This window comes from Flavobacterium chryseum, from assembly GCF_004362015.1.
Classification (GTDB): domain Bacteria; phylum Bacteroidota; class Bacteroidia; order Flavobacteriales; family Flavobacteriaceae; genus Flavobacterium.
In genome coordinates this window covers 82,344-94,780 of record NZ_SNWW01000013.1, presented here as the reverse complement: position 1 = coordinate 94,780, position 12,437 = coordinate 82,344, and the positions used below count along the sequence as shown (strand labels likewise).

At 33.9% G+C, this 12,437-nt stretch carries 14 protein-coding genes and 1 tRNA gene; 8 read left to right on the top strand and 7 right to left on the bottom strand.

Annotated features, from left to right (window positions below):
* The first annotated feature begins 30 nt into the window (after positions 1 to 30).
* Entirely contained in the window at positions 31 to 648 is a 618-nt protein-coding gene (locus tag EV143_RS19755; RefSeq protein ID WP_133509647.1) for a hypothetical protein, read from the top strand.
* Between the two features lie 78 nt (positions 649 to 726).
* Positions 727 to 1,101 carry a hypothetical protein gene (locus EV143_RS19750; protein ID WP_133509646.1) on the top strand — a complete coding sequence of 125 codons (375 nt, stop codon included), beginning with the start codon at positions 727 to 729 and terminating at the stop codon, positions 1,099 to 1,101.
* 16 nt (positions 1,102 to 1,117) lie between these two features.
* On the opposite strand, the gene EV143_RS19745 is transcribed toward EV143_RS19750, so the two are convergent.
* Both EV143_RS19745 and EV143_RS19740 read right to left on the bottom strand, forming a co-directional pair.
* Positions 1,118 to 2,338, bottom strand: a complete 1,221-nt coding sequence (locus EV143_RS19745; protein WP_133509645.1) for a site-specific integrase — start codon at positions 2,336 to 2,338, stop codon at positions 1,118 to 1,120.
* 109 nt (positions 2,339 to 2,447) lie between these two features.
* A tRNA-Met gene (locus EV143_RS19740) sits at positions 2,448 to 2,521 on the bottom strand.
* Positions 2,522 to 2,672: 151 nt separating this feature from the next.
* Between EV143_RS19740 and EV143_RS19735 the strand changes: the two genes are divergently transcribed.
* Together EV143_RS19735 and EV143_RS19730 are read left to right on the top strand one after the other, a co-directional pair.
* Positions 2,673 to 3,065: an START-like domain-containing protein gene (locus EV143_RS19735; protein WP_026727620.1), complete on the top strand. Its 393-nt coding sequence runs from the start codon at positions 2,673 to 2,675 to the stop codon at positions 3,063 to 3,065.
* Positions 3,066 to 3,119: 54 nt separating this feature from the next.
* On the top strand, positions 3,120 to 3,962 hold the full coding sequence (locus EV143_RS19730; protein ID WP_133509644.1) for an aminotransferase class IV: 843 nt from the start codon (positions 3,120 to 3,122) through the stop codon (positions 3,960 to 3,962).
* Here EV143_RS19730 and EV143_RS19725 read toward each other — a convergent pair.
* The 5 genes from EV143_RS19725 to EV143_RS19705 form a co-directional block, all read right to left on the bottom strand.
* Positions 3,959 to 4,519 carry a YqgE/AlgH family protein gene (locus EV143_RS19725; protein WP_133509643.1) on the bottom strand — a complete coding sequence of 187 codons (561 nt, stop codon included), beginning with the start codon at positions 4,517 to 4,519 and terminating at the stop codon, positions 3,959 to 3,961. The genes EV143_RS19730 and EV143_RS19725 overlap by 4 nt on opposite strands.
* Positions 4,520 to 4,648: 129 nt before the next feature.
* Entirely contained in the window at positions 4,649 to 4,921 is a 273-nt protein-coding gene (locus tag EV143_RS19720) for an HU family DNA-binding protein (protein ID WP_042567273.1), read from the bottom strand.
* Positions 4,922 to 5,103: 182 nt separating this feature from the next.
* On the bottom strand, positions 5,104 to 6,051 hold the full coding sequence (gene fmt, locus EV143_RS19715) for a methionyl-tRNA formyltransferase (RefSeq protein ID WP_133509642.1): 948 nt from the start codon (positions 6,049 to 6,051) through the stop codon (positions 5,104 to 5,106).
* Positions 6,051 to 7,946, bottom strand: coding sequence for a RecQ family ATP-dependent DNA helicase (locus tag EV143_RS19710; RefSeq protein ID WP_133509641.1), 1,896 nt, complete (start codon positions 7,944 to 7,946; stop codon positions 6,051 to 6,053). Before EV143_RS19710 ends, fmt begins: the two co-directional genes overlap by 1 nt.
* A 64-nt stretch (positions 7,947 to 8,010) precedes the next feature.
* On the bottom strand, positions 8,011 to 8,544 hold the full coding sequence (locus EV143_RS19705) for an AAA family ATPase (RefSeq protein WP_133509640.1): 534 nt from the start codon (positions 8,542 to 8,544) through the stop codon (positions 8,011 to 8,013).
* Between the two features lie 504 nt (positions 8,545 to 9,048).
* Between EV143_RS19705 and EV143_RS19700 the strand changes: the two genes are divergently transcribed.
* From EV143_RS19700 to EV143_RS19685, 4 genes are all read left to right on the top strand, one after another.
* Positions 9,049 to 9,345 carry a DUF493 family protein gene (locus tag EV143_RS19700; RefSeq protein ID WP_133509639.1) on the top strand — a complete coding sequence of 99 codons (297 nt, stop codon included), beginning with the start codon at positions 9,049 to 9,051 and terminating at the stop codon, positions 9,343 to 9,345.
* Between the two features lie 3 nt (positions 9,346 to 9,348).
* The gene (locus EV143_RS19695; RefSeq protein WP_133509638.1) at positions 9,349 to 10,071 is read left to right on the top strand and encodes a DUF4290 domain-containing protein; all 723 of its coding nucleotides are present in this window, start codon (positions 9,349 to 9,351) and stop codon (positions 10,069 to 10,071) included.
* Positions 10,072 to 10,162: 91 nt separating this feature from the next.
* Positions 10,163 to 11,476: a UDP-N-acetylglucosamine 1-carboxyvinyltransferase gene (murA, locus tag EV143_RS19690; protein ID WP_133509637.1), complete on the top strand. Its 1,314-nt coding sequence runs from the start codon at positions 10,163 to 10,165 to the stop codon at positions 11,474 to 11,476.
* Between the two features lie 13 nt (positions 11,477 to 11,489).
* A complete protein-coding gene (locus EV143_RS19685) occupies positions 11,490 to 12,368 on the top strand; it encodes a cation diffusion facilitator family transporter (protein WP_133509636.1) in 879 nt (292 codons plus the stop codon).
* Positions 12,369 to 12,437: the final 69 nt, after the last annotated feature.

Here is a 12,437-nt window from a genome sequence, read left to right as displayed (position 1 = left end):
TCTATCACACCACTTATAAAAAACTAAAATATGAATCTAAAAATTATACTTCAAAATTTAAAAGCAATCGGAATCGTTTTGATTGCTTTGGCTGCCGTTTGGTTTTACAAGGATTATACTTTTCAGAAATCGGAAAATGAAAGACAATCGGAAAATTCCAGCCAGCTAAGAAAAGCGGATAGCACTAAGTTTGCCAGTCAATTGTTGTCAAAAGATGAAATTGCAGATTATTTGAAGTTTCAAAATTCAGATCTTAATAAAAAGCTTCAGGCAAACAACATAAAATTAAACCGAATTGAGAGTATTGTTTCGCAAACATATAAGTTTCGTGATACAACAAAGCGAGAAACTGATCTTTCTGGCATTGTTGAAGCGATTAAAAGTAATATTCCATCAAGTCAAGTAGTAGTTGATACTACCAAGTGCATGACAACGAAAGGAATCATTTCTTTTAAAGATAATAAGCTTACATGGACCGTTTTAGATAGAACCTTCGAAAATAAATCAGATGCAGTTGCTTACTGGGAACGTCGAGAATGGAAATTTTTAGGTATTAAAACCCGGCTTTTTGGTAAGAAGCAATTTACATCTAAGGTTTTTGACGAATGTGGAGAAAGTCGGGTAATGAAAATTGAAAAAAAAAAATAATATTTATTACTTGATTATTTGTTAAAGGGTTTGATAATAAACTATATATTTGAATAACAACTATAAACATAATCACATATGAATGGAAATAAGATCGTTATAACGCTAGATAAGCCAGTAAAATTCAAAGATAATTTGCGTGATAATGAATTCAACGACGATGTATTATTAAAAATATTGTATAAGTTCAATGCTTTCGAATCCGTTAAATCGTCTAGTTTTGAAATTGGGAATATTGATTTTGATTTATTGAAAATTAATGAGATGAAAGGTTATATCATACTGATGACACTTACAGAAGAGATATCTTGCGAAGATAAAGAAGAACTTAAACAAAAAATACAAGATTTACTAAATAGTATAGATGTTGCAAAAGTAAGTAATGTTACAATCACAGGAATTCCGTCTCAAACAATCGAGATTACTATAGATAATAAGAAAAGCGATCAGTAACGATCGCTTTTTTTGTTTATGCAAATTTATTATTAAGTGATTTAAGCCTCTCAAACTGTCTTTCTTTCTCACCGATGGCATAATGTTGTTCAAGCATTTTTGTTGATTTAAAGTTACCCATTCGCATAGCATCGTTCATTGAAAGCTGCGCAACTGTTTCATCTAAGTTTAGATGCTTTAAGCTATAGAAATCAGCTGTAATATTAAGTTTGTCTTTGACATGTGTTTTCCATCTTCTACGGATCTGATCTCGACGGATCTGATTTTCGCCAGGTATTAATCCAACAGAAAAGACAAAATCAGTTTTCTTACCTCCAAATAATGCTTTTTGCCAGTAAGGAAGTGCAATATCTTTTATGATTCTTTCAACCCATGTATATTGTTTTCCTTTTTTAATCAAAACTTTATATTTCTGGTTATTTAAATCGACATCAGATATCTTTACACTCATCAGCTCGGTTATTCGACCTCCGGAATGAAAGAAGATTATCATAAATAGCCAGAATGAAGGATGCTCAGCTTTTAAATGATCATTTACTTTTTTTCTCTCTTCATCGTTTAAGGTTTCGCGAATGTTTTTAACTGCAGCTTTTTTCCTGATATCTTTTATAATATTACTGTCTACTGCTTCATAATCCAGCAGCTCATTATATAGGATAGAAAGATAGGTTCTGTACTTATTGAACTTGTGAGCGGAAAATTTGCCGTCTTTCCTTTCCAGATTATCAATTATAAATCGGAAGTGTTTACGTTTGATATCGGAAATTGGAACCTCATCATATCTAAGTTCCGTTGCTGACCTTTTTATATGGACCAAAATTAACCGGATATCATCTTTTGAGCTTTTTGCCACATCAATATTTTGATACGCCAATTCTAGTGCAATCAAAAATGGAGTTTCAGGACAAATACTTTCTAATTCTGGCCGAGCTTCTTTCGCTGGTTCGATCATGAATTTTTTAGTAATGGGATTATATCCTTTTTCTTCCAATAGCTTTGGAATTTCTTGCAACCAGGTTTGAATTACTCCTTTTCGCTCCTCTAAAGTTTTGAAGCGGTTTAATTTCTTCCTGAAAGGAAAGCCTTTTGGATATTTTTCTTTGAATAAAGGATCGTAAAATTTGCATTCAACGTACCAATCAAGCTTCAAAGATTTTTGAGAAGTAAGAGTTTTCCAGTTTTCCGGATGTACCCATATTTCAGAGTAAGAGCAATTGAATAATAGATTTTTTGCCATGTTGTAATTACTTTAGGGTTGTCGGTAGGGTTGCCGATTTACTGTAATTACTAGCCGTAAGAGTTAAAAAAAAATTCCTAAACCCCATTGGGATGGGGCTTGGGACTTGTAGCGAGGACGGGAGTTGAACCCGTGACCTCAGGGTTATGAATCCTGCGCTCTAACCAACTGAGCTACCTCGCCTGGACTGCTATCAATGACTTCCTGATTGCGGGTGCAAATATAGAAATAATATTAAAGCTTACAAGAATAAAATGAAGAAAAAAAAATATTTTTAAAAACGCATTGTTTTTGGACATATATTCTTATATTTCGAAAAAATTAAAAGTAGCACATGGATTCAAAAATACGTTACGAAATCGAGTTTCCCATAAATTCTTCGCCGCAATTATTATATCAATATATATCAACTCCGTCAGGTTTATCAGAATGGTTTGCTGATAATGTGAATTCAAGAGGGGAATTCTTTACGTTTATCTGGAATGATTCGCAGGAAAAAGCACGTCTAGCTTCTAAAAAAACAGGTGAAAAAGTAAAATTTAAATGGGTTGACGAAAGCAGTAAGGATACTGAATACTTTTTTGAATTGCATATTTTAGTCGACGAGTTGACTAAAGATGTCTCATTAATGGTGGTCGATTTCGCAGAAAAAGAAGAAGTAGGAGAAGCTAAACAATTGTGGGAGAATCAGATCTCAGATCTAAAACATCTTATAGGTTCTGTTTAGTAAAAGTCTATTTTATGACTTATATTTGCCCTGAACAAAATTCAGGGTTTTTTTATGATCAATTTTAACGGAAACATAGCAGCACAGGACGACAATATATTAACTCAAAACCGTGCTTTTCTTTACGGAGATGGTGTTTTTGAAACACTAAAAATAATCAACAACAAAATCTTGTTTCTCGAAGATCATTATTTTAGGTTAATGTCTTCAATGCGTGTGGTTCGAATGGAAATTCCGATGAACTTTACAATGGAATATTTTGAAGAACAAGTTTTAAAACTGGTTCAGGAAAAAGGATTGTCAGCATCAGCAAGAGCCCGAATTACTGTTTTTAGAAACGATGGAGGTTTATATTTGCCAAAAACAAATGAAGTTTCATTTTTAATTCATGCTACTTCACTTGATAATACTTTATATAGCATAAATACAGCTTCTTATGAGGTTGATTTATATAAAGATTTCTACGTAACAAAACAGTTGTTATCGTCTATTAAAACGACTAATAAAATAATTAATATTACCGGAAGTATCTTTGCTCACGAAAATGGCTTAGAAAACTGTATTTTACTTAACGATACTAAAAATGTTGTTGAGGTATTACAAGGCAATTTATTTATGGTAATGGGTAAAAAACTAATTACCCCGCCAGTTTCTGAAGGCTGTTTGAATGGTGTGATGCGTAAACAAATTTTAGCATTGGCCAAGAAAGTAGAAGGGATAGAAGTAAGCGAAGAGGTAATTTCACCATTTGATCTTCAAAAAGCAGATGAATTATTTCTGACAAATGTAATCACAGGAATACAGCCGATAAGTAAATACCGAAAAAAAGACTTTACAAATAATAATCTGGCTCATTTGTTAGTACAAAAACTAAATGAATCCATCTCTGAAAATTAATTCAGATATGGATTTTCAGGTGCATTTGACCAAATAACGTAATCTCCACCTAACTCAATAATTTGCTCTTTCCAAAAATGAGTAGTTGATTTTCCAATAATTTTATTTTTGTAATTGTTATCAGCAATAATCCAGGAGTTGCCTTGCATTTCACTTTCGAGCTGATTTTCATCCCAACCTGTATATCCTAAGAAAAAACGGATGTTATTTTTACTAATAGCTCCGTCGTTTATTAAGTCTTTGGTCGATTCGAAATCACCGCCCCAATAAATTCCATTAGAAATTTCTACACTATTTGGTATCAATTCAGGAATATTGTGAATAAAATAAAGGTTGTCCTGTTCTACAGGTCCACCATTATATATCTTGAAACTGGCATCAATCTCAGGTATTAAATCATTAATAGTGTACTTTAACGGCTTGTTAATGATAAAACCTATTGATCCTTCCTTGTTATGGTCTGCTAATAAAATTACCGATCTATTAAATGATAAATCTCCAATTATAGAAGGCTCGGCAATAAGCAGGTGTCCTTTTTTTAATTTTTCTGAAATCATACGGCTACAATTTTTATTAAATTTAGGAATAAAATTTTTAAAATCCCAAATAAAATCGATAAACCGTACAAAAAAACCCTCCGTAAGGAGGGTTTTAATTATATTATAAGTTTAGGGAACTTTTCTTACTTAGTTCACTGCACCTTCTAATTCAGCTCCAGCTTTAAATTTCACTACATTTTTAGCAGCGATTTTTATAGTTTTTCCTGTTTGAGGATTTCTACCATCTCTTGCAGCTCTAGCAGATACTGACCATGATCCGAAACCTACTAATGAAATTCTTCCACCTTTTTTCAAAGTAGATCCTACATTTCCTAAAAATGATTCTAAAGCTAATTTAGCCGCAGCTTTTGTGATTCCTGCATCAGCAGCGATAGCATCGATTAATTCTGATTTGTTCATAATAATTAGTTATTAATTGTTGGTTAAAAAAAAAATTGTTAATACACAAATTTAATAGGAAATCCGTTCCTTGCAAGTGTTTTCTTTAAATTTAGCAAAAATTGTTAATAACTTGCTTTTTTTGTTCATAAAGCAAGTACTTTACTACATAAAATCAGGTAAATACCCTTGTTTTATTGGCCTTAATAGACCATTGCATTTTCTGAAAAAGTGATTCCATTTAGCAATTCTGCTACCTGCATTCTCTTTTTTCCGGGTAATTGCAAACTTAAAAGTAAAACATAACCATTCTTAATAGCGATTTTAATCTCTTTTTTAGAGCTAATCAGACTTCCAATTTCGAAAGAATGTGATTCTGAAATCAGTTTTGCCTCGTATATTTTAACGCTTAATTCTTCGCTTTTATCTTTCAAAAAAGTCCACGCAGCCGGATATGGACTTAAACCACGAATCAAATTATTGATTTCATCTCCAGATTTCGTCCAGTCGATCTTACAATTATCTTTATTCAGTTTATAAGCCGTCTTAATTACAGTGTTATCTTCCTGAATAGTAGTGGTTACATTTCCGTTTTCAATAACTTTTAAGGTATCAATAACAGTTTCACTTCCCAATAACATCAATCGGTCATGCAATTGCCCGGCATTTTCTTCCGGTTCAATAGCAATTTCCGAATTTAAAATCATTGCGCCTGTATCTATTTTATCATCAATAAAAAAAGTAGTTACACCCGTTTTGGTTTCTCCATTTATAATAGCCCAGTTTATGGGTGCCGCACCACGATAATTAGGTAATAAAGAAGCATGAAGATTAAAAGTGCCTAACTCTGGCATTTCCCAAACTACTTTTGGCAACATTCTAAAAGCAACTACAATTTGTAAATTAGCATTTAAAGCTTTTAATTCGGCTAAAAAACTTTCATCTTTTAAATTAGTTGGTTGCAATAACGTAATGTTGTTAGCCAGTGCATATTCTTTTACTGCCGAATATTTTATTTTTTGTCCGCGTCCTGCCGGTTTATCTGCAGCCGTAATTACGCCAACAACATCGTAATTGTTTTTAATAATGGTATCCAGAATGCCAACAGCAAATTCTGGAGTTCCCATAAATATAATTCTCAATTTTTCCATTATGATTTTAAAGTGTATTTATTATTCGATTGTATGGTAATATGATTGTTTTCTAATAATTCCTGAAGTGCCAGGAGAATATCTTTGGTATCCAGTTTTATTTGAGTCTGAATTTCTCTCGAAGTCAAAGCCGCTGTTTGTAGTAAGGATAAAATTTTGTCTGCAATCGAATCGGCATCGGTAATTTTTCCTTTTTGAGTAATACAGTACGAACAAACACCACAATTTTCAGTAGTTTCTTCTCCAAAATAATCCAAAACCAATCGATTCTTGCAGGTTTTTTTATCCTTTATATAATGTAAAACAGATAAAATCTGGTCTTTTTTAAGCTGATTTTGTTTTTCGAGATATTTAGAAACTCTATTTATAGTTCTGTCATCTTCCCGAACTTCATTAAATAAAATCGTGGCATCGTTGTTTTTCGATTTGTACTCAATGATTTCTTTTTCGCTTAACTTTTCTAAAACAGCAGCTACTTGTTCTTCGGTATGATTTGATTTTTTGGCGATTAATGAAATATTAAAAGGCGTTTTCATTTCATAAATTCCGGGATAAGTTCTCAAAATTGCCAAAATAATTTCTTCATCATTAGAATTAAGGCTCATGTATCTGATTACTTCCTTCGACTCAATTAAAAACTGCATTGTAATCTTTTCAGAAAATTCCTGAGACATGGTGATAATGCCCTGTTGATTTAAAAACTGCAAAGCATTATACGTTTTTAAAGTAGGGAAGTCGTATTTTTGGCAGAAATGATTTAATTTAAAAGAAAACGAATCGTCTAATCCGTCGCCATAAGCAATCTGAAAATAATTGCAAAGCTTCACATACATCATATTCAGAAACTTTTTATCCGGCAAAATGCTTAAAAATTGTTGTTCCGATTGATTTCTGTCAGAAGAATTTGTTAAAACAACCGAAAAAGATTTTTCGCCATTTCGTCCCGCTCTTCCGGATTCCTGATAATAATTTTCCATATTTTCAGGCAATTGTGTATGGATAACCGTTTTTACGTTGTCCTTGTCAATTCCCATTCCAAACGCATTTGTAGCCACAATAACCTGCGCTTGCTCCGACATCCACAATTGCATGTTTTTGTCTTTTTCTTTAGCCGAAAGTCCGCCGTGATAATACGTTGCCTTAAATCCTAAAGATTGCAATTGCGTCGACATATTCAGGCACGATTTTCGGTTTCGTACATATATAATAGAAGGCTGCGGGTTTTTCTTTAAAATTTGTTCGACACGATATAGTTTGTCTTCGACCTCAAAAACCATGTAAGCAATATTTTTTCTTTCAAAAGATTGCTGAAAAAGTATGGGATCTTTTAAGCCCAATTCGGTTTTAATATCTTCAATCACTCTCGGAGTTGCCGTAGCAGTCAAAGCCAAAAAAGGAATCTTCGGAAAAAACTTTTTAAGTTCAGAAATTTTCAAGTAAGCCGGACGAAAATCATGTCCCCATTGCGAAACACAATGCGCTTCATCAATGGCAATTAAATTTATAGGAAGATTTTTGATGCGCTCCAAAATCCAGTCAGACTGAAGTCGTTCCGGAGAAAGATATAAAAACTTATAATTCCCGTATTGGCAATTGTCAAGAAGATCAATGATTTCTTCGGTGTGAATTCCGCCAGTAAGTGCGATGGCTTTAATTTCGCGTTTTTGCAAATTCGCCACCTGATCTTTCATTAAAGCAATCAACGGCGAAACAACCAGACAAATACCTTCCTGCATCATGGCCGGAACCTGAAAACAAATTGACTTTCCACCGCCGGTTGGGAGTAAAGCAAAAGTGTCCTGACCGTCTAAAACCGAATCAATAATTTCTTTTTGCAGCGGTCTGAAACTATCATGTTTCCAGTATTTTAAAAGAATTTCCTGCGCTTTTGACATGATCGTGTTTTAAAGTTAAAAAATTTAGAAAGCAGTTTCTAGTTTTGCAACTTTAAACACACGCCTAAATTTTATCTAAGATATAAAGAATTCTGTTTTCAACTGTATCTTTAGGCACTTCAATTAAGTCGTAGCCGTATTTCTTATAGGTATCAACAAGGTGTTTTTGTATCGTTAAAGCCTGTTCGAAATTTTCGTAACGCTCTGTGTCGCTCTGATAAATTTCTTCCCACGGTGGTAAAATAAAAGTTTTAGAATATTTAAAATCCTCACAAGCTTTTGTAAAATGATCCGGATATTCATCGCCAATATAATCCATATAAGCGACAACATCGGGAATTCCGCGGTCTATAAAAACTACATTTTCAGGTTCTTCAAGTGCATTTTCAAATTGTTTAATGCGTCCTTCCAGCAACATTTGGCTAAACAATAAAGGTTGTTCCAGAAACAATTGTTCGATGCCGCGTTGTTGCGCTTCGAGTGTAACTTGTCTTGAAATTTCAGGATAACAGCAGTAGCCACGAGCGACTAATTCGTTGATAAGAGTAGATTTTCCCGTTCCCGGGCCACCAATGAGAACTATGATTTCTTTTTGCACTTTCGTAAAATAAAGCGCAAATTTACCTAAACTAATTGTATTTAAAAAGATTATTTTGCCTTGAGCGAATGATTTCGCAATTTTTGTAATTATTATGGTGCTGGTTTAAAATCCAGCCCTAAAAAATAAACTGTTCCTCCGGAACAAAAATAAAGAAGAATTGTAGATTCAAAAAATATTGTAGGGCTGGACTTTAGTCCAGTTTGAATAGGGAATGTTTTGGCAAGTCTAGTAAATACCTATAAGGTTTTGAAAGCCTTGCACCAATCAAATCGTAATTTCGACTATCTGTTGCCACGAATTTCCCGAATTTCTGCTAATTTTAATTAATAGATTGACTTCAAAATATTAAATTCGGTTAAGTTTCTTTCACTTCAATATAATTAGTGCCTATTAGTGAATTAGTGGCGAAAAATCAGTTGTCAATTCATCATAAAAAATCTAAAATCTAAAATCAAAAATCTGAAATCAAAACCGTATATTTGCGTTTATTTTTAATTACGAATGGAAAACGATAAAGAAAAAACCACCGCCGAATTTTACGAAAGATTAAAGGTTGAGTTGGATAATTCAAATACTTGGCCAGCAGAGTACTTGTACAAGTTTATAATGCCCTCGGTAGCTGATAATGTTGAGCGGGTTGAAAAAGCTTTTGACAATATGGGCGCAGTTATCAAAACAACAAAATCTAAAACAGGTAAATTTACCAGTGTTTCAATAGATGTTACAATGCATAGCTCAGACGATGTGATTGCGAAATACAAAGAAGTTTCTACAATAGAAGGTATAGTTTCATTATAACTTATGATCGAAAAATATAAAAAAGAAGTCGCGAATGACGTTGTTTTTAACTTAGAATATAATTCTGAAAGACAGCGTTTACTTATTCCGGAATATGGTCGTCATTTGCAAAAACTGATCGATCAGGCCACTATTATTGAAGATGCTGAAACGCGCAATAAAGCCGCAAAATACATCATTCAGGTAATGGGAAGTCTGAATCCGCATTTGCGTGATGTGCCGGATTTTCAACATAAATTATGGGATCAGCTTTTTATTATGTCTGATTTTAGACTGAATGTAGATTCTCCATATCCAATTCCGTCGCGTGACGTATTGCAGTTAAAACCAGACGTTTTACAGTATCCGCAAAACTTTCCGAAATACAGATTTTATGGTAACAATATCAAATATATGATTGATGTTGCTAATAAATGGGAAGATGGCGAAATGAAAAACGCATTGGTTTTGGTAATTGCCAACCACATGAAAAAATCATATTTAAGCTGGAACAAAGACACTGTAAAAGATGATGTGATTTTTGAGCATTTATTTGAATTATCAGGAGGGAAAATCAATTTGTTGCAAAGCACAGAAGAGCTTTTAAACACCACTGATTTATTGCGTACCAATAAACGCATGTCGAATAAAATCGCGCCACCGGGTCAACCAAAAATTCAAAGTAACAAAAATAATAAAGGTCCGGGAAAACCAAAGCCTTTTCAGAAAAACAATAATCAAAAGTAAAAAAAAGGTACTAAGATGCTAAGGGGCTGAGATGCTAAGATTTTAGCTCAGAACCTTAGAACCTCAGGACCTGAGAACCTAAAAAAGAAATATGGGAATTTTTAAAATCGAGGGAGGAATTCCTTTAAAAGGAGAAATCACTCCGCAAGGAGCAAAAAATGAGGCATTACAAATTTTATGTGCCGTGCTTGTAACGGGTGATAAAGTAAAAATTAATAATATTCCCGATATTATTGACATCAATAAATTAATCACTTTGTTGGGTAATTTAGGTGTGAAAATTCAACGAAATGAACCGGGTTCGATTACGTTTCAGGCTGATGAAGTTAATGTTGGATATTTAGAAACTGAAGCTTTCAAAAAAGAAGGTGGAGCGCTTCGTGGTTCTATCATGATTGTTGGACCGCTTTTGGCTCGTTTCGGAAAAGGATATATTCCTAAACCGGGCGGAGATAAAATTGGCCGTCGTAGATTAGATACTCACTTTGAAGGTTTTATTAACCTTGGAGCAAAATTCAGATACAATAGAGAAGATCACTTTTACGGAGTAGAATCTCCAGAAGGAGGTCTTAAAGGAACAGATATGCTGCTTGATGAAGCATCTGTAACCGGAACAGCAAATATTGTTATGGCTGCTGTTTTGGCAAAAGGAACAACTACAGTTTACAACGCTGCCTGCGAGCCTTACTTGCAACAGTTGTGTAAAATGTTGAACTCTATGGGAGCTAAAATCACAGGAGTTGGATCTAACTTATTGACTATCGAAGGTGTTGAAAGCCTTGGTGGTTGTGAGCACACAATTCTTCCGGATATGATCGAAATTGGTTCGTGGATTGGTCTTGCAGCTATGACAAAAAGCGAAATCACGATTAAAAATGTAAGCTGGGATAATTTAGGTTTGATTCCGAATACATTCAGAAAATTAGGTATTACAATTGAAAGACGAGGAGACGATATTTACATTCCTGCTCACAAAGACGGATACGAAGTAAAAACCGATATTGATGGTTCTATTTTAACTATTGCCGATGCACCGTGGCCAGGATTTACACCTGACTTATTGAGTATTGTTCTGGTTGTGGCAACACAAGCAAAAGGCGATGTTTTAATTCACCAAAAAATGTTCGAAAGCCGTTTGTTTTTCGTGGATAAATTAATTGATATGGGAGCAAAAATTATGTTATGCGATCCGCACAGAGCGGTGGTTATGGGACATAATTTTGAATCTCAACTAAAAGCAACAACAATGTCATCTCCGGATATTCGTGCGGGAATTTCATTATTGATTGCTGCACTTTCTGCAAAAGGAACAAGTACAATTCAAAATATAGAACAAATCGACCGTGGATACGAACGTATCGACGAACGTTTAAGAGCAATTGGAGCAAAAATCGTGAGAGCGTAGATAAAATTCTCAAATGACGAATGAACAAAAAGCTATAAAAGCTACTTATTTTAGTATAGCTGGAAACACCTGCTTGGCCATCTTAAAAGGGCTAGCAGGTTTTTTTGGCAATTCTTATGCCCTAATTGCAGATGCGATCGAATCGACTACGGATATATTTTCGTCTTGTCTGGTTTTATTCGGAATCAAGTATTCTAATAAACCGGCTGATGAAAATCATCCATACGGTCATGGTCGTGCAGAACCTTTAATTACCTTTTTAGTCGTTGGTTTTTTAATTACTTCGGCAACTATTATTGGCTACGAAAGTATTGCCAATATTCAAACTTCGCATGATTTACCAAAATCGTGGACTTTGTATATTTTAGGAGCGATTATTATCTGGAAAGAATATTCTTTTCGATTGGTAATGAAACGAAGCAAACAAACCAATAGTTCGGCTTTAGCGGCAGATGCCTGGCATCATCGTAGTGATGCAATTACTTCTGTAGCGGCATTTATTGGAATTTCGATTGCACTTATTATGGGAAAAGGCTATGAATCTGCTGATGATTGGGCGGCTCTTTTTGCAGCATTTTTTATTCTATACAACAGTTATAAAATCTTCAGGCCAGCTTTAGGCGAAATCATGGACGAACATTTAAATGATGATTTAGTCGAAGAAATTCGTGTAAAGTCTTTAATGGTAAGTGGAATTTTAGGTACAGAAAAATGTTTTATCCGTAAAGCCGGAATGAAATACCATGTTGATCTTCACGCTATTGTATCAGCCAAAATTTCTGTAAAAGAAGGACATGATTTATCGCATCAATTGCAAGATACTTTAAAAGAAAAAATACCTCAATTAGGAAATGTCTTAATTCATATTGAACCGGATGATTATCATTTGTAGAGGTTCAAAGTTTTAAAGGTTCAAAGGTTCAAAGTTTTAAAACCTTTGTCCCTTTGAACCTTTGTCACT

What these genes read in the sequence shown, in the direction of transcription:
- EV143_RS19755 (WP_133509647.1), top strand. Translation starts at nt 31, where the DNA reads ATGAATCTAAAAATTATACTTCAAAATTTAAAAGCAATCGGAATCGTT.
- EV143_RS19750 (WP_133509646.1), top strand. Translation starts at nt 727, where the DNA reads ATGAATGGAAATAAGATCGTTATAACGCTAGATAAGCCAGTAAAATTC.
- EV143_RS19745 (WP_133509645.1), bottom strand. Translation starts at nt 2,338, where the DNA reads ATGGCAAAAAATCTATTATTCAATTGCTCTTACTCTGAAATATGGGTA.
- EV143_RS19735 (WP_026727620.1), top strand. Translation starts at nt 2,673, where the DNA reads ATGGATTCAAAAATACGTTACGAAATCGAGTTTCCCATAAATTCTTCG.
- EV143_RS19730 (WP_133509644.1), top strand. Translation starts at nt 3,120, where the DNA reads ATGATCAATTTTAACGGAAACATAGCAGCACAGGACGACAATATATTA.
- EV143_RS19725 (WP_133509643.1), bottom strand. Translation starts at nt 4,519, where the DNA reads ATGATTTCAGAAAAATTAAAAAAAGGACACCTGCTTATTGCCGAGCCT.
- EV143_RS19720 (WP_042567273.1), bottom strand. Translation starts at nt 4,921, where the DNA reads ATGAACAAATCAGAATTAATCGATGCTATCGCTGCTGATGCAGGAATC.
- fmt (WP_133509642.1), bottom strand. Translation starts at nt 6,051, where the DNA reads ATGGAAAAATTGAGAATTATATTTATGGGAACTCCAGAATTTGCTGTT.
- EV143_RS19710 (WP_133509641.1), bottom strand. Translation starts at nt 7,946, where the DNA reads ATGTCAAAAGCGCAGGAAATTCTTTTAAAATACTGGAAACATGATAGT.
- EV143_RS19700 (WP_133509639.1), top strand. Translation starts at nt 9,049, where the DNA reads ATGGAAAACGATAAAGAAAAAACCACCGCCGAATTTTACGAAAGATTA.
- EV143_RS19695 (WP_133509638.1), top strand. Translation starts at nt 9,349, where the DNA reads ATGATCGAAAAATATAAAAAAGAAGTCGCGAATGACGTTGTTTTTAAC.
- murA (WP_133509637.1), top strand. Translation starts at nt 10,163, where the DNA reads ATGGGAATTTTTAAAATCGAGGGAGGAATTCCTTTAAAAGGAGAAATC.
- EV143_RS19685 (WP_133509636.1), top strand. Translation starts at nt 11,490, where the DNA reads ATGACGAATGAACAAAAAGCTATAAAAGCTACTTATTTTAGTATAGCT.